Source organism: Actinomycetota bacterium, from assembly GCA_005888325.1.
Classification (GTDB): domain Bacteria; phylum Actinomycetota; class Acidimicrobiia; order Acidimicrobiales; family AC-14; genus AC-14.
Genome location: VAWU01000035.1, coordinates 18651 through 40482, shown reverse-complemented (window position 1 = coordinate 40482; position 21832 = coordinate 18651). Strand labels below are relative to the sequence as shown.

Here is a 21832-nt window from a genome sequence, read left to right as displayed (position 1 = left end):
AGATGGCCATCGGCCCGCCGTCATTCGCCGCAACAAGTGCCGCCCGAGAACTTCCCACCGCTTCCATGACGACGCCGATGTCCGACGTCCACTCTTCGAGGGTGGGGAGGTCACTGAGAGGTACAGGGTCCGAAAGCCCTGTCCCGCGCATGTCGAACAAGATGAGCCGGCTGAAGGAAGCGAGATGACGGAGGAAGTGGGCGTAGCGAGGCTCCTCCCACTGGCCGTCGAGATGGCTGACCCCATGGACATAGATCAAGTCCAGTGGCCCATCACCGAGCACCTGGTACGCGATGTGGTGTCCGCCGGGCGTCTTGGCGTAGTCCGTCTCCGGTGTCATGGCCACGTCAACATCTTGCTGGTTGGCTACCGCGTGCGCCCGCTGACTCGGGAGGGCATGCCGATCGTTGTCCTGGCCCGCCCAATCACTCGGTGCGGAGCGCAGCCGCCGGCTGGGTGCGTGCCGCCAGTCGCGCGGGCACGGCCGCGACCAGGTTGGCGAGCACGATCGTCGCGGGGACGAGCAGCGTGACGGCGAGCACCGGCGTGACCGGGCGCGTGGACACGCCGAGGCGGCCCGCAAAGACGGCCCAGACCCACCGACCCGCAGCGATGCCGAGCGGCAGGCCGACCACAACGGCCACGACCGCGAGCGCAGACGCCTGCCATGCCACCGCGCGCGACAGCTGGGTCCGCACGAACCCCAGCGTCTTCAGGATCGCGAGGTCGCGCCGGCGGCGGCGCACCGAGGTCACCAGCGTGTGCGCGAGCGTCGCGGCCGCGAGCAGCGCGAGGAGGCTGGCCACGACGAAAGGTATGCCGCCCACCCGCTGCAGGTCGGCCAGGTCGTTCGGTTTCACCGGCTTGTAGACGTTCGACGTCGAACTGCTTCCGAGCTCGCGGGCGATCGCGTCGGTGCGGTCGCGGTCGCGCAGACGTACCAGCACGACGTTGTGGATCGAGTCCGGCGCGAGCCGCCGCATCCCGGCGAACGTGAGCGCGGCGCCCTCGCCCAGGCGCGCCGTTGCCTCGGTGAACACGCCACGGCCGACGACCCGCATGCGCACGGTCCGCTCAACCAGCCCGACCACCACGGTCGATCCGATGTGCGCGCCCGCAGCGTGCAGCGTGCGCGTCCCGAGCAGCACCTCGTCGGCGCGCCGCGGGGCGCGGCCCGCCACCACCACCGGCTCGATCACGCCCCTGATCGGCTCGGCGCGTCCCGCCGATCTGCACCCCACCCACCGTGCCGTAGGCGATGGCTGACACCGAAGGATCGCGTGCCACCGACCTCGCGGGACCCGACAGGTCAGAGGTGAACTGATCGCCGACCTGGACATCCCAGTTCCAGCCGTACAGGTCCGGGCGATCGAACAGGTGGCCGAGGCTGGCGCTGAAGGTCAGCGCGGCGGCGACGGTCGCCACTCCCAGCACGGTGCCGACGATCGTCGACTGCACCGGCACCGCGGTCCTTCCCCGGCCGGGCTCGATCGCCATCCGCAGCCCCGAGGTGGCTGGCGCCGAGAGCCCCCATCCCCCGAGGGCGGCCACCACGCGCGAGGGCTTCTCGCCCGCCCGCCCCCGTCGCCCCGACGCCGCCTCCCACCACGCCAGGCCGGCCCCCACGAAGAGCATCACACCTACCACCGCGAGAGCGCCGGCGCCGACGTACGCAAGGTTGACCTCGAACCCTGGGTGGAGCTCGGCCTGGCGGGCAACCCCGACGGGAGTGAGCGGCGAGAGTGCGATGGCAGTCACCACCGCCGCGAGCCCGGCCACCAGCGCGACCACCGACGCGCGGACGAGACCGAAGAGGCCGAGCTCCGCCCGGACCGACCCGAGCGCACTCAGCACGTCGTGGTCGAGGGACTCCAACGCCGCCTGGCGGGCCAAGGCCTGTCCGAGGAGCAGCAGGGCCACCGCCGCGACCACGACCCCGAGGATCCGGAGCGCCGTCGCCTGCACGTCGAGGCTGCGTTCGACCGCGGAGGCCAGCGCACTCTTGTCCACCGACACGACCTGGCTGCCCGGGCTCAGACGGTCGAGCTCACGCTCGAACGCGGCGATGCCGGCACGGCCCCGGCGGAGCCTCACGCAAATGACCTCGTCTGCGTCGGGATGGGAGCGCGCGAAGTCCGCCGAGGGCAGCACGAGCGGCGGGATGCCGCCGGTGTACGGCGCGAAGCCGCCCTGCATCGCCACGACCCCGACGACCGTGTAGGGCTGCGAGCCCGCGCCTGTGAACAACGCGGTCACCGCCTCGTCGCCGCCCCGTGCCGCGGCCGCCCCTATCGCCTCGGGACCGAAGAGCCGCAATCGCAAGGTGTCACCGACGTGGACGTGCAGCCGTTCCGCCGCCAGCGCGGTGATCGCGAGCTCGCGTTGCCCACGCGGCCGGCGGCCGTGGAGGACGCGCGCGCCGTTCATCGTCGTCCCGAACTCACCGCTGACGCTCGTGAACGGCATGATGGCGTTTGCGTCCACCATGCGGCCGGACGGGGTGCTGCCGCCCGGGAAGTAGTAGCGGACGCGCAGGGCATCGCCGACGTCGGGGAGGGCGGCGATCTGGTTGAAGTCGAACTGGCGGTTGTAGTTGGCGGCGGTCGTGCCGTTGACGACCGCCACGTCGAACGCACCCGTGCCCGCGAGGAACCGCGGATAGGCGGTCTCCGTGCGGCGGGCACCCGCCAGCGCGGCGATCGACACGCCGCCGGCGAGGCCCGCGAGGAGGCCGACGCCCACCCACGCCCGCCACCGAGCCCGCGCCTCGGCGCGCAGCCGGAACAACACCGCGGTCACGTGCACCGCCCCTCGGCCACGACTTCATTTGGCATGAACCTCGGCACGCGGCGCAAGTGCGCGACCACCTCCGATGGTCCTCGTGCCAGCACCCCGTGGGGTCGACCTGCGCGGCGGCCCGTGACGGACCCATTCGCGGCCGCAGACGCTTCGGCCTCGAGCGACCGAGGGTCAGGCCGCGCGGCTGGCGACGTCCTGCTCGCGGCGCAAACGTTCCCGCGCCACGACGCCGAGGCCCAGCCCGAACAGGAACCAGAGCCACATCGCGACCTGTGGGCTCTCGAGCGTCGGGTCGAAGTAGGCGTTCACGAGGATGGCGACGACACCCGCGATCGCGAAGCCCATGACGCCGCGCGTGAAGCGCAGATCGTGAGTTGCGCGGCGTACGGCGCGGATCATCGTGGTGAACCACGCGATCCAGAGCGCGATCCAAATCGTCAGCCCGACGCCCCCCATGCGCGCCAGGACGTCGAGATGGCTGTTGTGCGGGCTGCGAAGCGGGCCCTCCCGCCTTTCGCCCTCGAAGCCCATCTTCGCGGCGAGGTTCTCACCGAAGCCCCATCCTGTCGTCAGCTTGTTGGACCGACGCGTCTCCTTGAGCAACGACGACCAGAGTTGGTCACGCCATTGCGCGGTGTCGCTGAGCTCGCTGTTCCCACCACCGGTGAGGCTGCCGAGGTTCATGGCGAGCTGCGTCACGGAGATGGGACGCGGGCGGGCGGGGATCTTGAAATCCACGGCCCATGCGAGCCCGACGATGAGCACGAGCGGCACCACCAGTGCGGCGATCATCTGACGACGCCTGCTCGACATGAGCAACATCACGACCACCGTCGCAGCGGCGGCGATCAGCCCGCTGCGGCTCTGCGTGGCGGTCATCGCGACGAGCAGGCTCGCCAAGACGGTGAGGAGGACGCGTTTGCGCCGTCCGAGGCCTTCGACCGGCACGAGCCAGAGGAAGGCGAGCGCCATCGCCCCGCCCACGGCGATGTTGCCCGACTTGTGGGCGAACCACGACACGACGGGGGCGTCGGGCATGTAGGGGCCGCCGGGCCGCGCGTCCAACTGGATGGCGGGGATGCTCCACAGCAGCAGCCACGGGAGCAAGCGGCAGTACGAACCCGCCCACAGCCTGGGGAGATGCGGCAGGCTCACGACCAGCCCGGCCACCACGATGCCGAAGATGGCGTAGTACCAGAGTGCGGCATCACGCACCGCGTCGACGTGGTACGTGCCGACGTACGGCACCGTCCGGACCAGGCCCCACAGGATGAACACCAGCAGCAACGTGCTCGGGATCCGGTTCTTGAGACCGGGAAGAACGGTGTGCGTGGCGGAGGCGGTGACGATCAACGCCAGACCGACCATCAACTCGCCCTGGAACAGCGGCACACCGGGAAAATGGAGCCACGCGAAGGTGCGATCGAACAGCGCGTAGCCGGCGAGGACGATCGGCAACAGGCGCAACAACAGGTTGACCACCCGTCGTCCCCGCGGGACCTGAGCGTGGGCAACCGTCGACGGCGACATCGGCAACGGTCGCGGGGGAGAAGCCTCGACGGGGCGCGGCGGAGCCAGGAGACCGGTGCGCACGGGAGTGTCAGCCACGACTCGAGGTCTCGTGGACGAACAACCCGTCGGCGGCACCGCGGAGCACCGACGCGTAGACGTCGAGGAGACCGGTCAGGCTGGCCTCCTCGGTGTACTGCCGCTCGAAGCTCGCGCGGGCCCGTGCGCCGGCAACGTCGACGGCCGCGTCGTCGTCCAGCACCGCCAGCGCGCCGGCCCATGCCCATTCGTCGCCGGCGCCCGCGGTCCACGCCGGCCCGAGCTCTCGGACCAGCTCGGCCGGTCCGCCATGGTCCGACGCGAGCACTGGCAGACCCGCGGCCATCGCCTCGATGACCGCGCGGGGGAGGTTCTCGTAGCAGACCGATGGGAACACGAGCGCCCTCGCGCCGAGGAGCAGGTGAGCGACCTCGGCCTGCGTCTGCCAACCCGCGAAGCGGACGCCCTCCACGCGGCGCGCCTGGAGTCGTTTGCGCAGCGGACCGTCGCCGACCATCACCAGCTCGAGCCTCGACGCACCGCGCGCCGCCCACGCGTCGAGCAGCGTGTCGGCACCCTTCTCGTGCGAGAGACGGCCGACGAACAGCACCGATCGCGAGTTCGACGGTGCCGCGGTTCGTGCGCCGGGGTCGTCAACCCCGTGGGGCTTGACCGCGATGGCCTCCGCGGGGATGCCTCCGGCGACGAGCTTCTCCCGCAGGAACCACGAGGGCGCGACGAAACGATCGACACCTGTCGACCACGTGCGACGGGCACGGGCGAGCGCGATGGTCGAGGCGGCGAAGGCCGAGGCCACGACCGAGTCGCGGTAGCAGCGGTGCTGCACGCCGCGCCAGGGGTGGGTGCCGATGCAGTCCTCGCACGGACGTCCGTCGCGGAACAGCAGCGCGTTGGCGCAGAAGAGTCGATAGTTGTGCAGCGTCATCACGACCGGCACGCCGCTCTGCTTCAGGGCCTGCACCACCGACGGCGAGAGCGAGTACCAGGTGTTGTGGATGTGAGCCACGTCGGGACGGTGTGACACGACAAGCCGCTTCACCGCCCGCGCGCTCATTGGGTTCGACGGCGAGAGCACCAGCGCGCCCGCGGCCGCGAGCGCGCCGCTGGGGTTGGACACGTGGTGCTCGACGACCTCGTGACCGGCGGCGCGTAGGAGACGGGTCTCGTCGCGCACGACCGAGTCCTCACCGCCGGCCTCGCGGTAGCGGTTGTGGAGCTGGAGGATCCTCACGGACTTGTTGTCGACGGGTACACGCGGGGGGTTGACCTCACGCCACGCGGTCCACCGACGTTGGCAGCAGCTCGAGCATGGCTCGCCGGTAGCGGCGCGTCGTCGGCGTGCCCCGATCCGTGGTGCGCTCCAGGTAGCTGCGGACGTGTTGCGGCGCCTGGCGAGGGTCGATCTCGAGCGCCTCGAGGTAGCGCCATCCCGGCGAGGCATCGGCGGTGAGCAGGCGGACGGCGTCCGCGGGCTCGTGTGACCCGAGGAGGACACCCTTCGAGGTGACGAAGTGGGCGAGGTCGTACAGCGGGTCGAGCTCGAAGCGGCTCGACTCCCAGTCGACCAGCCCGATGCCGTCCAGGGTTCGCAGGAGGTTCCAGGGCGCGAAGTCGCCGTGCACGACCGGACCGTGCCGCTCCGAGCCCCGAGCCAGGGCGACCGCGATCACCAGCGCCTCCTCGAGATCGATGTCGCGCCCGTCGGGGGTCAACGCGAGCGCCTCGGTGGCCATTGCCAGGTGGCCCCGCCACTGGCCCACCCAGCGCACGGCGGGAACGACCACGCCCGGGATCGCGCCGTGGAGGCGCTGGAGCGCGTCGCTCTCGTGGGCCAGGACGCTGTCGCGGCCGGCTGCGACCTTGACGACCACGCACAACCGCCCGCGTTCGGTCAGTCCGAACGTCGCGCGCCCGGACCGTCTCGACCGCACGGCCGCGCCGCCGTCGGGGGTCACGCCCACGAGCTCGCACAGCTCGCGGGCCTCGTCGCCCGGGTCCGCGGACGCGCGCCCGATGCCATGGGTCATGGCGAACAACGAGATCGTGGTCGCGATGCGCGCTCGCAGCCGGCGAGGTCGGTACAGCGACCGGAAGGCGAGGGCCCCGCTCCTGCCGGCGGTGGCGGACAAGTCGAAACGCCGAGGTACCAGGAGGCCCTTCTTCCAGGTCAGGGTCTGGATGCCCGGCGAACGCGTGGGGGTCGCCATCGTCAGCCGTCGTTCCCGGCCGCGGCGCGGCAACCGCCGGTCGCCATGCTCGTTCTCAACGACTTCGCCACTTCCATGCCCCCCGAGCGCTCCTGCGCGAACTGCGCGATACGGGCGCGTCTTCCGCCTGCTCCTTCGCGGACCTCACAACGGAGAGAAGTGTGGCGTGTACTCAGCGTGACGTCAACGGGTCGCGAGGCGGGTTCATGGACCGTTTCGGGTCCTCCTGACGCGGTGGGCGATTAGGTCACTTGGCCTATAGCGGCGGTCCCGCGGGTCTGCCATCTTTCGTACACGCCCCGTGGTGATTCGACTTCGGTGCGTAGGAATATCGAGGACCCGCTCAGGAGGGAAGCCCCCCGCCCAGGCGCCGCGAGGCGGCGGCTTGGCCGGGCCGAGCCCGCCGCCGCGGGCGTGATCCCAAGGGGGGGTGGGCAGGTGCTGTCATCGAACGATCCGGAACGGTCCGGCGACAACGAGGTCGTCCTGCAGGGGCCGTGGCTGGTCGCCATGGACGGCGGCCGGGCAAGGCGCGACGAGCGGGAAGGCAGCGAAGCGCTCCGCCGGGTCACCCGCTACGAGCGCTTCGTCAAGCCCGTGATGGACCGCGCGGTGGGCACGGTGCTCCTGCTGGCCGTGCTCCCAACCTTGCTGTTGGTGGCGCTGGCCGTGCGAGCTCTGCTCGGGCGCAGCGTGATCTTCAAGCAACGACGGGTGGGTCGGGGCGGGCGCGTCTTCACGATGTACAAGTTCCGCACCATGCACCCGGACCGGCGCATGGCGCGGCTGCGGGTCGCGCCCGAGCGTCGTCTGACGCACAAGCACCCCCAAGATCCGCGGCTCACGGCGCTCGGTCGGTTCCTCCGCAAGTGGAGCCTCGACGAGCTGCCCCAGCTGTGGAACGTGGCGCGCGGTGACATGAGCCTCATCGGGCCCCGCCCCGAGCTGGTCGACATCGTCGACCGGTACGAGAGCTGGCAGCACGAGCGCCATGCGGTGAAGCCCGGGCTGACCGGGCTCTGGCAGGTCCTGGCCCGCGGCGACGGGCCGATGCACGAGAACACGCACCTCGACCTCGCGTATGTGCGGCAGGTGCGCTTCACGACCGATTGCAAGATCCTTCTCCACACGATTCCGGCGCTCCTGGGCCGGAGAACAGGATTCTGAGATGAGTGACAAGACACGTGTACTGGTGACCGGCGCCGGTGGCTTCATCGGTAACCACCTCGTCGACTACCTCAAGGCGCGCGGCTACTGGGTGCGCGGTGTCGACATCAAAGAACCGGAGTTCAGCGATTCCAACGCGGACGAGTTCGAGCTGCTCGACCTGCGCCTGTGGGACGCGTGCCTGCAGGCGACGAGGGGCGTCGACCACGTCTACGCGCTCGCGGCCGACATGGGCGGCATGGGGTTCATCTCGCGCTTCCACGGCACGATCCTGAGGAACAACGGCCTGATCGACCTGCACACGATCGAGGCGGCGCGCGTGAACGGCGTGTCGCGCTACCTCTACACGTCGTCCGCGTGCATCTATCCCGAGAGCCTCCAGGTCGACGCCAACGTCACTCCGCTCAAGGAGGACGACGCGTTTCCTGCCGAGCCCCAGGACGCGTACGGCTGGGAGAAGATCATGGGCGAGAAGCTCTGCGAGTACTTCTCCCAAGAGTTCGAGATGACCACCAGGACGGTGCGCTTCCACAACATCTACGGCCCGTACGGGACGTTCGAGGGAGGGCGCGAGAAGGCGCCCGCCGCAATGTGTCGCAAGGTGGCGCTCGCCGAGGACGGCGGCTCGATCGAGATGTGGGGCGACGGCGAGCAGACCCGTTCGTTCTGCTACGTCGACGACTGCGTCGAAGGCATCTACCGGCTCATGCATTCCGACTACGGGCAGCCTCTCAACCTCGGCACCGACCACATGGTGACGATCAACGAGCTGGCCGGGATGGTCATGGACGTGGCCGGCAAGTCGGTCTCGATCGTCCACATCGACGGACCGCAGGGCGTGCGGGGCCGAAACTCCGACAACACGCGGCTGCGGGAGGTGCTCGGTTGGGAGCCGAGCATCAAGCTCGAGGACGGGTTGGCCGAAACCTATCGATGGATCGAGAAGCAGGTGGCCGGGCGCTAGCCGGGCTCCGCCGCTCCTCGCCTCGACGACCATGATCCCTCGCTTCGACGTCCTCGGCGTGCACGTGAACGCCATCGACATCCCCACTGCCACCGACGAGATCGGCCGCTGGATCGACCGACGCGAGCCGCATTACGTGTGCGTGACCGGAGTGCACGGCGTCATGGAGTCGCAGTCCGACGCCGAGCTCCTGGCCATCCACAACCGCTCGGGCCTCACCACGCCGGACGGGATGCCGATGGTGTGGGCCGGCAAGTGGGCCGGCCTCGCCGTCGAGCGCGTGTACGGCCCGGACCTGATGCTCGCCCTGTGCGAGCGGGCGGTCGAGTCGGGCTGGACGTCGTACTTCTACGGTGGCGCCGAGGGCGTGGCCGACCGGCTCGCGCACGAGCTCACCGCCCGGTTCCCGGGCCTACGCGTCGCCGGCACCTACTCGCCGCCCTTCCGCCCGCTGAGCCCGACCGAGGACATCGAGGTCGTGGAGCGGATCAACGCGGCGGCACCCGACCTCGTCTACGTGGGGCTCAGCACGCCGAAGCAGGAACGCTGGATGGCCGCGCACGTCGGGCTGCTGCACGCTCCCGCGCTGCTCGGTGTCGGTGCTGCGTTCGACATCCACGCGGGGACGCTGCGGCAGGCCCCGCGCTGGATGCAGCGGTCGGGCACGGAGTGGCTCTTCCGTTTGGCCGTCGAGCCCCGACGGCTGTGGCGGCGTTACCTCAGCAACAATCCCAGATTCGCGGTGCGTCTGATGACGCACCCCCCGCGCCCGATGACGACGGCACGGATCGACCAGGAAGTCCAGGTGCACGCATGACCGATACCTCGCCGTTCGAACCGTCGCTCGTCGGCGCCATCTGGCGCGACCGCCGGCTGGTTGTCCTGGTGCTGCTCGTTTCGTTCGGCCTCGCCATCGCCTACGCGGTCACCCGGCCCGTGCGGTACACCGCCGCCGCCTCGGTGCTGGTCGAGGACCCGCGCGACCAGGCCGGCGGCGATCCGCCCGAGCGCTATGTCGCGGACCAGGCCGCGGTGCTCCGCTCGTCGAACGTGGCGCGAGAGGCGGTACGGATCGATCGGGCGCGCAAGACCCCGGTCGGGCTGCCCACGGCCTTCTACCTCAAGCACGTGACGATGACCCTGTCGGCGCGCGACAGCAACCTCATCCGCGTGAGCCTCTCGACCTCGACGGCCACGACCGCCAAGCTGGGCGTCGACAACGTCGTGCAGGCGTACAAGAGCGTCCTGCGCACCAACGCGATCACGAAGTTCGAAGGGACGCTCGGCCAGATCGACGCCGAGCTGGCGAGGATCGACGGCGAGCTCACCGCCCTCACCGCGCAGCTCAAGGCGATCCCCGCCCCGACGGGCCCGCTCCTCGACGGCCTCGACGTGCAACAGCGTCAGCTGCTCGACCGCCAGGACGCGCTGCGAGTCGAGCATGCATCGATCGACACTCAAGTCGACCAGGCCACGCGGACGGTCTCGCTCTACGACCCGCCCCAGAAGGCGACCAAGGCCGGCCTGATGAGCTCGGCCCGCACCCTCGTCCTCGCGCTCGTGCTCGGCGGGATCATCGCGGGCCTGGCCGCGTACGTCCGAGCGACCCGCAAGCCGACGTTCTTCCGCGCCAACGAGCCGGAGCTGGTGCTCGGCGCTCCGTTGCTGGCCGACGTGCCCGCGTTCGCGTCGCATTCGTCGACGGGTGTGCTGCCCGTCGTCGACCGGCCCGTGTCGCCCGCCGCGCACGCGTACCGGTATGCGGCGGCGTCGATCGACATCCAGCGCGTGTCGTCCGGCATACGGCGCCTCACCGTGACCTCGGCGAGTGAGGACGGCGGCCGCAGCACCGCCACCGCCAACATCGCGCTCGCACTGGCCGCGAGCGGGGTGCACACCCTCGTGATGGACGGCGACCTCGAGTCGCAGGGTCTCAGTCGCCTTCTGCGGAGCGACTTCGCGGACCACCCCGGGTGGCTCGACCTCGTCGCCGGGCGATCAGGTCTCAGCGATGTCATCGTGCAGGTTCCGGCGGCCAACGCCGAGGGCCTCCCGCTCGACCTCCTCACCGCGGGCAAGACGCGCACGTCGGCGGCCGAGTTCTTCGGTGCCGACAACTCGCGTCGGCTGCTCGAGGTGCTACTGGCCGAGCTCGCGGACCGCTACGAAGTCGTCATCGTCGACGCGCCTCCCCTCCTGCAGGTCACCCACGCCGCCACCCTCGCCGGCGGAGCGGACAGCGTGCTCGTCGTCGTGAGCCACGGTGGCGCTCTGGCCGACCAGGAGGAGATCGGCCGGCGGCTGCGGCTGATCGGCCGCGCGCCCATCGGCTACCTCTACATCCACCCCGCGAGCAAGCGGCGCGTGGCGGGCGGCGTCCGTCGCAAGCCCGCGGTCCCGGCCGCGATCGCCGACGCGCCTGCGGGGCTCGCCGTGGCCGCCGCGCGTCGAGGCGTGCGACCGGCAATCGTTGCCGCGGGGGCGTCGTGGACGTGCTCGTGCGGCCGCGACAACCCACCCGCGTTCGCCAACTGCCCGCGCTGTGGACGTCCTCAGTCGGACTCTCTCGCCCGTCAGCACACGGCGGGCGGCTGAGTCGAGCCACTCACCGGTGCGCGTCGGCGAGCACGTGGGCTGAGCCGGCAGGTCGCGGCTACAAGAACCCGGCGCGTGGTGGTGGCCAGGCGCGCGTCGTGGCCTCGCCCACCACCCGGCTGCGGTCGACGGGCCCGAACGACCGACTGTCGCTCGAGTTGGGCCGGTTGTCGCCCATGAGGAACAGCTGGTCCTTGTCGAGATGCACCGGAGGGAAGTCGCTGGTGACCACGCCCGGCCTGAGGTAGGGCTCGTTCAGGGGCTCGCCGTCGATGAACACCCTGCCCTCGCGGCCCTCCACCGTCTCGCCGGGACGGCCGACCACCCGCTTGATGAAGGTGTCGTCTCCCGGCTGGCGGACACCGATCGCGGCCAGGATCCCGTGCAGCACCCGCAGCGGGAGCGCGGCGTGGTCCTCGGGGGCGGGAAGGGGCGGATGGAACACGACCACGTCGCCCCGCTTCGGGGACTGCAGGCGATAGGCGAGCTTGGACACGATCACACGGTCGCCCACCTCCAGCTTCGGCTCCATCGAGGCGGAGGGGATGTAGAAGGCCTGGGCGACGTAGCTCTTGAGGAAGAAGGCGGCGAGCATCGGCACCGCGACCAGGAGCATGATCTCGCCCGCGACGCGGCGGGCGCGGGTGCGTCCCGCGTCCTTCGGCTCGGGTCGCGTCTCGGGGGGCGCCTCGGGTCGCGTCTCGGGGGGCGCGCCCGGCTCGGGGAGGGCGATGGCGGCAACGTCGCGGGCGCGTTCGGCGAACCACCGGGTGGCCTCGGCGCGCACCAGCCTCGAGTCCGCTTCGGCCTGACGCACGAGCTCGCGAACCTCGCGCTGGGCGTCGTCGAGCAGGCGGGCCCGCTCTGCGGTGGCCGCGGCCACCAGGCGCTCGACCTCCTCGCGTCCCTGCGCGAGGGTCTCCGCCAGCAGCCGCGCTGCCTCCGCGCGGCCTTCGGCGAGGGCGGCCGCGGTGAGACGCTCGGCTTCGGCGCGTGCCTCGATGAGCATGCGCGCCACTTCGTTCTGGGCCTGGACCCTGTGCTCCTCCGCGCTCGCCGCGGCCTCCGCGAGCAGCCGCTCGGCCTGGTTCACGGAAACCTCGAGCACCGCCGCTTGCTTCTGCTCGAGCTCGGCGCGGAACGCTTCCTCGCGGGCCCGGCGCTCGGCCGCTGCCTCCGCCTCGCGGCGACGGGCCTCGCGCTCGGCCTCGGCGGCAGCGGCGGCGACCGCGCGGTCGCGTACCTCGCGTGCGTGGGCGGCTGCCTCCTCGCGGAGCTCACGCGCCCGGGTCTCGGCTGCGGCGACCGCCGCGAGGTGCGCCTCTTCCGTCTCGGCCTGCCGGCGCTCGGCCTCGGCGTCGGCCTCGGCCAGCACCTCGTCGCGGATGCGGCGGGCGTCGCCGATGATCGCGTCGCGCGCCTGTTCGGCCTCGGCGATGAGGCGGCTCGCCTGGGTCTCGACCTCCGCCAGCGTGTCGTCCCGCAAGCGCTGCGAGACGACGCGCGCGTCACGCATGACGCGGGCGGCGTCGGCCAGCAGCCGGTCGCAGTCGGCCAGCGCGTCGTCGCGGCGGCGGGGTTCTTCCCCGCCGTTCACGCCCACCTGGTCGTTCTCGGCGTCGGCAGTTTCCCGCTTGACTGCGTCGTCATCGGGTGGCGCGACCACACCTAGAGGATGACGCGTGGCGGAGGGGTGTGGGGGAATCCCTGTCATCCCGTTGGGCTTCTCGCTCCGGCGAGCGGTCGCTCAGCGCCGGCCCCGGTGCTCTCCCATCCGCTTCAGGATGAGCTGGCGCCTGCGCTGCAGGTCTCTGGCGGTGATGCTCTCCACCTCGCTCGTCAGGCCCATCGACGCCCGCACGCCGTCGAGGTCGACGCGAAGGGCACGCGGGTCGAGGCCCACGTCGCGGGTGATCTGCTCGCCGTGGACGCGGGCGAAGTAGGTGGCGATGTAGGTCACCTCGCCCAGCAGGTCGACGTCGGGGGCCAGGAGGGTGATCGCCGAGGAGAGGAACAGCAGGTCCTTCACGAAGAGCATGAGCTCCTTCGGAAGGTGGGCACCGTACCCGAGCAGCGACTTGGTCAGCTCACGCATCTCCTGCACCAGCTCGTCGGCCGACATCGTCGTCGGGTCCTTGGCCGGCCGGTCGAGGCCGAGGTCGTGCACGACCGCGTCGAGGTCGGTGCCCTCGGGCAGCGCGCCGAGGTCGACGAGCGCACCGAGCTGCATCCGCACGTCGTTGATGGTGCCGCCCATGAGGAGGCGGAGGAACGCCAGCCGGCGGCGCTCGTCGAGCCGGCCGGTGATGCCGTAGTCGAGCAGGGCGACCCGTCCGTCGGCCATCACGAAGAGGTTCCCGCCGTGCAGGTCGCCGTGGAAGACGCCGAACAGCACCGCCCCCTCCAGCACGGCGACGAGCCCGGCACGCACGACCGCCGAGGTGTCGATGCCCGCCGCATGCATGCCGGCGACGTCGTCGAACGCGAAGCCGTCGAGTCGCTCCATCACCAGCACGCGCCTCGTCACGAGTGTGGGATGAGGCCGGGGGACGACGAGTGAGCGTTGGTCGGTGGCCGCGAGCACGCGCGCGATGTCGAGCATGTTCTCTGCTTCGAGCCGGAAGTCGAGCTCCTCGACGATGGTCTCGGCGAACAGCTCGACGAGCGCCGGCGGGTTGGCGAGTGCGCTGACGGGGATGCGCCCGACGAGTAGCGGCGCGAGCCACGCCATGGCTGCCAGGTCGCGCCGGACGAGACGCTCGACCGACGGCCGCTGCACCTTGACGACCACGTGCTCGCCGGTCAGGAGCGTGGCGGCGTGTACCTGCGCGATCGACGCGGCCGCGAGCGGCCTTTCGTCGACGTTCGCGAACACCGCATGCAACGGCCGGCCCAGCTCCGATTCGATGATGTCGCGGACGTCGACCCATCGCTCCGGCGGCACCTTGTCGCGCAGCAGCCGGAACTCGTTCACCAACTCCTCGGGGAAGATGCCGTCGCCCGACGAGACGATCTGGCCCAGCTTCACGTAGGTCGGGCCGAGGCGCTCGAACGCCCGCCGCAGCCGGCGGGACAGGCCCGCGCGCGACGTGGGCCCGCCGGTGCCCCGTTCGATGCGGGCCCACGCTGCGAGCGCGAGGCCCACCCGTCCGGCGACGGCGACCACCCGTCCGCCCGGTGGCACCCGACGGGCGCGCAGGAGGCGCGGCACCTCGGAATGGGTGGCGGCCCGGATGCGCTCGATGTTGTGCCTCCACGCCATCGCGGGCGGGTCGACGACCCACGGCCCGCCCTCGCGGAAGGCGCCCAGTCGGAGATCGGAGGTCGCGTCGTAGCTGATGTGATCGTTGCTCATGCGTTGGTCGCGACCGTACCGAGGGTCTCGGCCAAGTGAGGAACCGGCCTTGTAGCGTCGCTCGCCGATGCGCCCGAAGCGACTCTCGGTCTCTCAGGCCCGCCGGGTAGCCCTCGGCGCCCAGGGCTTCGCGGCCGCAGCGCCCGCGGGTCGCGTCGACCGCCGGCATCTGCAGCGCCTGATGGGGCGGCTCCGCGTGTTACAGATCGACTCGATCAACGTCGTCGTTCGTTCGCACTACCTGCCCGTGTTCTCCCGGCTCGGCGCCTACGAACGCGACCTGATCGACCGCGAGGCATATCGCCGACGGACGCTCTTCGAGTACTGGGCGCACGAGGCCTCGCTGGTGCCGGTGGCCCTCCACCCGCTGCTGCGGTGGCGCATGGCACGGGGTGAGGCGTGGGGCCGGATGGCCCGCATGGCCGACGAGAAGCCGGGCTACGTGCAGGCGGTGCTCGACGAGGTGACCGACCGGGGCCCGATCGCGGCGTCCGAGCTCAGCGAGCCGGGTGTGAGGCGGGGGCCCTGGTGGGGCTGGGGCGACGGCAAGGCCACGATGGAGTGGCTGTTCTGGACCGGCCAGGTCGCGGTGGCCGAGCGTCGCAACTTCGAGCGGCGCTACGACCTGCCCGAGCGGGTGCTCCCCCCTGAGGTGCTGGCCCTGCCCACGCCGCCCGTCGAGGAGGCCCACCGCCGCCTCCTGGCCCAGGCCGCGGCCGCGATCGGGGTGGGCACGGCCGCCGACCTGGCCGACTACTTCCGCATCCGGGTTCCCGAAGCCCGGCCCCGACTGGCCGAGCTGGTCGAGGCCGGGGAGCTGGTGCCGGCCGAGGTCGAGGGGTGGGAGCGGCCCGCCTACCTGCACGTCCACGCTCGCCTGCCGCGTCGGATCGACGGGTGCGCCTTGCTCTCACCGTTCGACTCGCTCGTGTTCGAGCGGTCACGCACCGAGCGCCTTTTCGGCTTCCGCTTGCGGCTGGAGGTGTACGTCCCATCCGCCCAACGGGTGCACGGCTATTACGTCCTGCCGTTGCTCCTGGGCGAGCGCCTCATGGGCCGGGTCGACGTCAAGGCCGATCGGCGCCGCCGGGTGCTGCTCGTGCCCGGGGCGTTCGCGGAGCCGGACGCCGACAGCAGGGAGCTGGTCGGGCCGCTCGTGGGTGAGCTGGTCCGCCTGGCGGGATGGCTGGGGCTGGACGACATCGAGGTCGGCGAACGGGGCGACCTGGCCGGTGGGCTACGGGAATGCCTGGGCGGGGGCGGCCGTTGTTCATGAGCCAAGCTCTCCGCCTCTTTGGAAGTGATGCAACATGCAGGAACAGAAGCTGATGTGGCGCCAACAGGCAGCCTGTCGCGACTCTGACACCAACATCTTCTTTCCCGACTCCGACGCCCAGGCCGGTCCCGCGCTCGCGATCTGCGCCGAGTGCCCCGTACGCGACGCATGTCTCGAGTTCGCCCTGACCACCAACCAGCCCGACGGCATCTGGGGCGGCGCCACCGAGACGCAACGTCGCCGCCTGCGCCGCCGCCGCCGGCAGGCTGCCTGACCGAGCCCGGCTCGCGCCGGTCGAGCGTTTGCCGGGGTCAGGCCTGCAAGGGAAGCAGCTCGCCGGCCATCTCCGCGAGCTCGTCGGACCACGACGACGGCTCCTCGGCGGGCACGAGCACGAACTTCGAGAAGCCGCCCGCGATGAAGCGCTCGATGGTGGCGCGCACCGCGGGCAGGTTCGCGGGAATCAGCTCAGCCGGGTCGACGCCGGGCCGGCGTGCCGCAACGGCGCGCGCCAGGCGCTCGGGGAGCTCCCGCCGGGTGTAGATGACGAGGGCCCCGAAGTGCTCGGGGTCGATGGCGCGGCCCGCATCGGCTGCCGCCTTCTCGACCACGACGCGACCGGCGATCGCGTCGGCGGGGGTGCAGAAGCTCGGCAGCCAACCGTCGCCTTGGCGCCCGACGCGGCGCAACTCGCTGGGCGCGATGCCGCCGAGCCACACGTCGGGCGGCGACTGCGCGGGTCGGGGTCGCACGGTGAGGTTGCGGTAGGTGAAGCGCGGTCCGTCGTGATCGACGGAGTCCTCGGTCCACAGCCTGCGGATCAGCGGCAGGGCCTCGTCGAACCACGCCGCCCGTTCCTCGCGCGCCACCCCGAATGCCTGCTGCTCGTTCGGGTCGACCACGCCGAGCCCGAACGCGGGGAGCAGGCGACCAGCGGACAACCGGTCGAGGCTCGCCAGCGCCTTCGCTACCAGCACCGGGTTGCGTCCGGGCAGCACCATCACGCTCGTGCCGAGCTTGAGCCGGGTGGTGCGGCCCGCCGCGAACGCCAGCCCGACGACGGGGTCGAACGCGGTGCCCGTGATCCGCTCGGAGAGCCAGAGCGAGTCGAACCTCAGTCGCTCGAGCTCGTCGACGAATCCGGCGAACCGCTCCTGGTCGACAACGGTCTGTGTGCCGAGGCCGTACCCGATGCGAACCTTCACACGTCTCCTCTCCCCACGACCCTCTTTCTTGTCGTAGCCGGCCGTCCTGAGGACGGCTGAGTACGACGAGAAGCGAGCTCGTGCGTCAGTACCGGAAGCCCTCGCGCGGCATGCCGTCGATCATCCCCAGCGAGAAGTAGTGCTCCCAGCCCAGCAGGTGGCGCAGGAACGGCGTCGCCCGCTCGAGCACCTCGGGTCGCAGCGAGACGAAGAAGTTCTCCTGCTGCCGCATGAACGGGCGGCAGTAGTAGGCGAGGATGCCGTGCCGGCGCTCGGATGCGGTGACGTTGGCGCCCGTCTGGTGCCACAGCCTTCCCTCGAACACCATCACCGTGCCGGCGGGCGCGCACACGGGGACCGTCTCGCTGACCGGGTCGTCGGTGCCGTAGTCGGGGCCGCGGCCCCGCCGATGGCTGCCGGGCACGATCCGCGTGGCGCCGTTGTCCGCGGTGAAGTCGTCGAGCATCCACATGGCGTTGGCCACGAGGGGATACGGGGGCCACGGGTTGGGCACGAAGCTCTGGTCCGCGTGCAGGAACATCGGCGTGCCCCCCGGTCCCGCGATGTTGGCGTCGATGTTCGAGAGCAGGAAGTCGGAGTCGAGCAGGTGCGCCATGAACCGGCACACGAGCGGGTCCTGCGCGAGCTCCTCGAACACCTCGCCCTTGTTGAGCAGGTTCCACACCCGCTGGTTCGATCCTGCGTCGTAGACGTAGTCGGTGCCGTCGGCGATCTCGGCCTCGGCCTGCTCGGCCAGGCGCGTCTTGATCGCAGTGAGCCGCGCCTCGTCGAGCGCACCCTCGACGAGGCAGTAACCGTGCTCGGCCAGGTCGGCCTGAGCCCGTTGGAAATCTGTGGTGAGGGTGGCGGTCACCGGGGAGACAGGGGGGAGTGCGCCGCGTGCAGCGTCTTGATTACCGACGCGGCGATGCCAGCGCCGTCGAGGCCCAACTCGGCGAGGATCTGGGCCGGCTTGGCCTGCGGGATGTAGCGGTCGGGCGTGCCCAGCACGAGCACCGGAGGCGATTGGCGGCTCTCGTCGAGGTCGGCGATTGCGTCGGCCATGGCCGCCCCGGCTCCGCCGTCGCGCACGCCGTCCTCCGCGGTCACGACGAGCGGGTGACGGGCCGCGTCGCAGATCATGTCGGGGTCGAGCGGCTTGACGACGCGCACGTCCCAGACCGTCGCGCTCACCCCCTGCTCGTCGAGCAGGAGCGCGGCGTCCTCGGCCGCCTCGAGCAACTTCCCGACCGCGAGGATGCAAACGTCGTCGCCCTGACGGACGCGGCGAGCGGTCAGCCCGGAGCCGACCTGCTCGAGCGGGACGCGCCGCGCTGCGCCGTTCGGGAAACGAATGGCGGACGGGCCGCTCGTGATCGCCAGCGCCTCACCCAACATCACCTGGAGCTCCTGGGCCGACGACGGGGCGAAGATCGTCATGCCCGGCACCCGGAGGAGCAACGCCATGTCGAGCACGCCGTGGTGGGAGGGCCCGTTGTCTCCGGTGATGCCCGCCCGGTCGAGGCAGAACACGACGGGTTGGTGATGGAGGCCGACGTCGAGGTTGGCCTGGTCGAACGCACGGGTGAGGAATGTCGAGTAGATGGCCACCACCGGGCGCAGGCCACCCATGGCCATTCCCGCGGCCGCGGTGACCGCGTGCTGCTCGGCGATGCCCACGTCGAAGAACCGGTCGGGGAAGCGCGCCTGGAAGGGGATGAGCCCGGTCGGGCTCGGCATGGCCGCGGTGATGGCGACCACGCGTTTGTCGCGCTCGGCTGCGGCGATGATCGCCTCGGAGAACGCTTCGGTGTAGCCCGTCGGGGCCCAGGGCGGTGGGCCGGTGACGGGGTCGAAGATGGGCGCGTCGTGCAGGCACTTGTCCTCGTCGTCCTCCGCGAACGCGTAGCCCTTTCCCTTCTGGGTGATGACGTGCACGATGATCGGACCGTTGTGGTCCTTCACCGAGCGCAGGACGTGCTCCATCTCATCCACGTCGTGCCCGTCGACGGGGCCGACGTAGCGCACGCCGAGCGCCTCGAAGAAGTTCTGCGGCTCGAGGAACTCACGGAACGCGGCGCGCAGGCCCTGCACGCCCAATTGCAGGTGCTCACCGATGACGGGCACCTCGCCGAGGACGTGTTCGATGCGATCGCGGTTGCGCACGTACGACGGCTTGAGGCGAAGGTTGGTGAGGCCGTGGCTCAGGCGCGAGATCGTCGGCGCGTACGAGCGGCCGTTGTCGTTCAGCACGATCACCACGCGGCGTCCGCTGTGTCCCAGGTTGTTGATGCCTTCGTAGGCCATGCCGCCGGTCATCGATCCGTCGCCGATGACCGCGACGACCCGCCGCTCGGCTTCGGCCCCGCTCAGGTGCAGCGCGGTGGCAACACCGTGCGCGTAGCTGAGGATGGTTGACGCGTGACTGTTCTCGACCCAATCGTGCTCGGATTCTTCGCGCGACGGGTAGCCCGAGAGCCCGCCGGCCTGGCGCAGGGTGTCGAACCGGTCGCGTCGTCCGGTGAGGATCTTGTGCACGTACGCCTGATGGCCCGTGTCCCAGAGCAGGATGTCGCGGGGCGAGTCGAAGACCCGGTGGAGCGCGAGCGTGAGCTCGACCACGCCGAGGTTGGAGCCGAGGTGACCACCGGTGACGGATGTCGCCTGCACGATGAAGCTGCGGATCTCGGTGGCGAGCGTGCTCAGCTCGTCGTGGTCGAGACCTCGGAGGTCGGCGGGCCTGTGGATCGTCTCTAGCAGCATCTCGTCGGCGTCCCCCCTCTTACGAAACGGTAGCCCGACCCTGACCGATAGGTTCAACGCCCGGCTCATGTCTCGCTTCCAGTATCTACTGCTGATGGCTGCCTGCCTCGTCGTCACGTTCTGTTGCCGACCGTCGCCCTGTTCTTCGTGTGGGATGCCATCGCGGTGGCCCGGGACATCTGGCAGTACAACCCACGGTACGTCACGGGATGGGACTTCCTGTACTCGGTGGCAGTCGACGAGGTGGTTCTCTTCGTCGTGGTGCCCGTGTGCGCGCTGCGCACCTTCGAAAGCGCTCGAGGGGTGACGGGCCGGTAGGTTGACGACGTGGCGCGCCTCCCGGTCGAACCGCCCCGACCCGAGGGCCCGCGGGTCGTGGGTCAGCGCACCGTGGCCGGGTGGCGGCGCAACCTGGCCCAGCGGGTCGCCGACCTGCTCCAGCGCGACCCCGACCGTCTCGCCCATGCGGTCGAGGTGGGCCTGATCCGGCGGGAGTGGCTCGAGCGCCCCGGTGACGGCCCCCTCTCGACCGCGACCCCCGTCGAGGTGGTCGAGCGCTACCTCCAGGGATCGGTCGAGAAGCGCCCGTCGCTGCTCGCGTCACTGGGCCTCACCGCGATCCAGGTTCTCTCGTCCGGGGCGGAGGACGATGCCGGTGAAGGTTCCAGCGAGCGACTCGCGGTCGCGTTCACCGACCTCGAGAACTTCACCGCGTTCACCTCGCGCGAGGGCGACGAGGCGGCCAGCCGTCTCCTCGCCGATCACCATCGGGCGGTCGGACCACTGGTGCGCGGTCGGGGCGGGAGGGTCGCCAAACGCCTGGGCGACGGCCTGCTCCTCACGTTCCCGGAGCCCGAAGCCGCGGTGCTCGCGTGCCTCGAGCTCGTGGGTTCGAACCCCAAGCCGCTCCGCCTGCGCGCGGGGGTGCACATGGGTGAGCTGGTCGTGACCCGCGACGACGTCATCGGCCATGTCGTCAACGTCGCGGCCCGCGTCACCGAGTCCGCGCGCGGCGGCGAGGTGCTCGTGACCGCCGAGGTGCGCGTCGCGGTGGCCGAGCTCACGTCTCTGCGCTTCGGGCGCTACCGCCGGAAGAGCTACAAGGGCGTGGGCGAGCCCGTGCGCATCAGCCCCGTCATGTGGGCGGCCGACGCACGGTGACCGGCGCGTTCGACCTCACCGACCACGTGGCGCTGATAACCGGCGGCAACAGCGGCATCGGCCTCGGCTACGCCGAGGGCCTGGCGGCGGCGGGCGCGTCGATCGCCATCTGGGGCACCAACGAGGAGAAGAACCTCGCCGCCACGGAGCAACTGCGCAGTCACGGCCGGCCGGTCGTCGGCCTGCGGTGCGACGTGGGCGACGAGGCCCAGGTCGACGATGCGTTCGCGCGCACGGTGGAAGCGCTCGGCCGCGTCGACTCCTGCTTCGCCAACGCGGGAACGAACCGCGCCAGTCCCTTCGTCGACATGACCCTAGACGATTGGCGTGCCGTGCTGCGCGTGAACCTCGACGGCGCGTTCCTCACGTTCCGTGCCGCGGCGCGGCACATGATCGAGCGCGGTGGCGGGGGGAGCCTCGTGGCGACCGGGTCACTCTCGTCGATCGTCGGGCAGCCCCGCGGCGAGCACTACGCGGCGAGCAAGGGCGCGGTGGTCACGCTCGTGAAGTCACTCTCGGTCGAGCTCGCCCGCCACGGCATCCGCGCCAACGCGGTGCTGCCCGGCTGGGTCGACACGGCGCTCGCCGCGCCCGTGCTGCACTGGGACCGTTTCATCGAGCGCGTGCTGCCGCGCGTGCCAATGCGCCGATGGGGTTGCCCCGACGACTTCGGCGCCGTCGCCGTCTATCTCGCCAGTCCCGCGTCCGCGTACCACACGGGCGACACGCTCGTCATCGACGGCGGCTACTCGTTGTTCTGACGCTCGCGTC

The 21832-nt window shown here is 71.0% G+C and carries 19 protein-coding genes; 9 read left to right on the top strand and 10 right to left on the bottom strand.

Annotated features, from left to right (window positions below; translation table 11 throughout):
- The 5 genes from E6G06_14160 to E6G06_14140 all read right to left on the bottom strand — a co-directional run.
- The coding region (locus E6G06_14160; protein ID TML89707.1) for an alpha/beta hydrolase at positions 1 to 346 on the bottom strand (346 nt) is incomplete at its 3' end.
- Positions 347 to 425: 79 nt separating this feature from the next.
- Positions 426 to 1340 (bottom strand): FtsX-like permease family protein, encoded by a 915-nt coding sequence (locus E6G06_14155; GenBank protein TML89706.1) that lies wholly within the window; start codon positions 1338 to 1340, stop codon positions 426 to 428.
- 1630 nt (positions 1341 to 2970) lie between these two features.
- On the bottom strand, positions 2971 to 4407 hold the full coding sequence (locus E6G06_14150; protein TML89705.1) for an O-antigen ligase family protein: 1437 nt from the start codon (positions 4405 to 4407) through the stop codon (positions 2971 to 2973).
- Positions 4400 to 5809, bottom strand: a complete 1410-nt coding sequence (locus E6G06_14145; GenBank protein ID TML89704.1) for a glycosyltransferase family 4 protein — start codon at positions 5807 to 5809, stop codon at positions 4400 to 4402. The genes E6G06_14150 and E6G06_14145 overlap by 8 nt, the downstream gene beginning before the upstream one ends.
- Positions 5637 to 6575: a hypothetical protein gene (locus E6G06_14140; protein TML89703.1), complete on the bottom strand. Its 939-nt coding sequence runs from the start codon at positions 6573 to 6575 to the stop codon at positions 5637 to 5639. The genes E6G06_14145 and E6G06_14140 overlap by 173 nt, the downstream gene beginning before the upstream one ends.
- A gap of 510 nt (positions 6576 to 7085) precedes the next feature.
- Between E6G06_14140 and E6G06_14135 the strand changes: the two genes are divergently transcribed.
- Genes E6G06_14135 through E6G06_14120 form a run of 4 tightly spaced genes read left to right on the top strand, consistent with a single transcriptional unit; the run spans position 7086 to position 11301 of the window.
- Positions 7086 to 7742: a sugar transferase gene (locus E6G06_14135; GenBank protein TML89713.1), complete on the top strand. Its 657-nt coding sequence runs from the start codon at positions 7086 to 7088 to the stop codon at positions 7740 to 7742.
- A gap of 1 nt (position 7743) precedes the next feature.
- On the top strand, positions 7744 to 8706 hold the full coding sequence (locus tag E6G06_14130) for an NAD-dependent epimerase/dehydratase family protein (protein TML89702.1): 963 nt from the start codon (positions 7744 to 7746) through the stop codon (positions 8704 to 8706).
- A 31-nt stretch (positions 8707 to 8737) separates the two neighbouring features.
- Positions 8738 to 9523 (top strand): WecB/TagA/CpsF family glycosyltransferase, encoded by a 786-nt coding sequence (locus tag E6G06_14125; protein TML89701.1) that lies wholly within the window; start codon positions 8738 to 8740, stop codon positions 9521 to 9523.
- Complete coding sequence (locus E6G06_14120) at positions 9520 to 11301, top strand: hypothetical protein (protein TML89700.1); 1782 nt, start codon at positions 9520 to 9522, stop codon at positions 11299 to 11301. Before E6G06_14125 ends, E6G06_14120 begins: the two co-directional genes overlap by 4 nt.
- A 58-nt stretch (positions 11302 to 11359) precedes the next feature.
- Here the strand turns inward: E6G06_14120 and lepB are convergent, their stop codons facing one another.
- Positions 11360 to 11917 (bottom strand): signal peptidase I, encoded by a 558-nt coding sequence (lepB, locus tag E6G06_14115; GenBank protein ID TML89712.1) that lies wholly within the window; start codon positions 11915 to 11917, stop codon positions 11360 to 11362.
- A gap of 1131 nt (positions 11918 to 13048) precedes the next feature.
- A complete protein-coding gene (locus E6G06_14110) occupies positions 13049 to 14656 on the bottom strand; it encodes an AarF/ABC1/UbiB kinase family protein (GenBank protein ID TML89699.1) in 1608 nt (535 codons plus the stop codon).
- 67 nt (positions 14657 to 14723) lie between these two features.
- Here E6G06_14110 and E6G06_14105 point away from each other — a divergent pair, with 67 nt between their 5' ends.
- Positions 14724 to 15932 carry a winged helix-turn-helix domain-containing protein gene (locus E6G06_14105; GenBank protein TML89698.1) on the top strand — a complete coding sequence of 403 codons (1209 nt, stop codon included), beginning with the start codon at positions 14724 to 14726 and terminating at the stop codon, positions 15930 to 15932.
- A 49-nt stretch (positions 15933 to 15981) separates the two neighbouring features.
- Positions 15982 to 16206, top strand: coding sequence for a WhiB family transcriptional regulator (locus E6G06_14100; GenBank protein ID TML89711.1), 225 nt, complete (start codon positions 15982 to 15984; stop codon positions 16204 to 16206).
- Positions 16207 to 16243: 37 nt separating this feature from the next.
- On the opposite strand, the gene E6G06_14095 is transcribed toward E6G06_14100, so the two are convergent.
- The 3 genes from E6G06_14095 to dxs form a co-directional block, all read right to left on the bottom strand.
- Positions 16244 to 17125, bottom strand: a complete 882-nt coding sequence (locus E6G06_14095) for an LLM class flavin-dependent oxidoreductase (GenBank protein ID TML89710.1) — start codon at positions 17123 to 17125, stop codon at positions 16244 to 16246.
- Between the two features lie 97 nt (positions 17126 to 17222).
- The gene (locus tag E6G06_14090) at positions 17223 to 18011 is read right to left on the bottom strand and encodes a phytanoyl-CoA dioxygenase family protein (protein ID TML89697.1); all 789 of its coding nucleotides are present in this window, start codon (positions 18009 to 18011) and stop codon (positions 17223 to 17225) included.
- Entirely contained in the window at positions 18008 to 19900 is a 1893-nt protein-coding gene (gene dxs, locus E6G06_14085; GenBank protein ID TML89696.1) for a 1-deoxy-D-xylulose-5-phosphate synthase, read from the bottom strand. Before dxs ends, E6G06_14090 begins: the two co-directional genes overlap by 4 nt.
- A 102-nt stretch (positions 19901 to 20002) precedes the next feature.
- Here dxs and E6G06_14080 point away from each other — a divergent pair, with 102 nt between their 5' ends.
- From E6G06_14080 to E6G06_14070, 3 genes are read left to right on the top strand one after another with little or no spacing between them, the layout of a single operon-like run.
- Positions 20003 to 20218 carry a lycopene cyclase domain-containing protein gene (locus E6G06_14080; protein TML89695.1) on the top strand — a complete coding sequence of 72 codons (216 nt, stop codon included), beginning with the start codon at positions 20003 to 20005 and terminating at the stop codon, positions 20216 to 20218.
- 9 nt (positions 20219 to 20227) lie between these two features.
- A complete protein-coding gene (locus tag E6G06_14075) occupies positions 20228 to 21061 on the top strand; it encodes an adenylate/guanylate cyclase domain-containing protein (GenBank protein ID TML89694.1) in 834 nt (277 codons plus the stop codon).
- Positions 21058 to 21822, top strand: coding sequence for an SDR family oxidoreductase (locus E6G06_14070; GenBank protein TML89709.1), 765 nt, complete (start codon positions 21058 to 21060; stop codon positions 21820 to 21822). Before E6G06_14075 ends, E6G06_14070 begins: the two co-directional genes overlap by 4 nt.
- Positions 21823 to 21832: the final 10 nt, after the last annotated feature.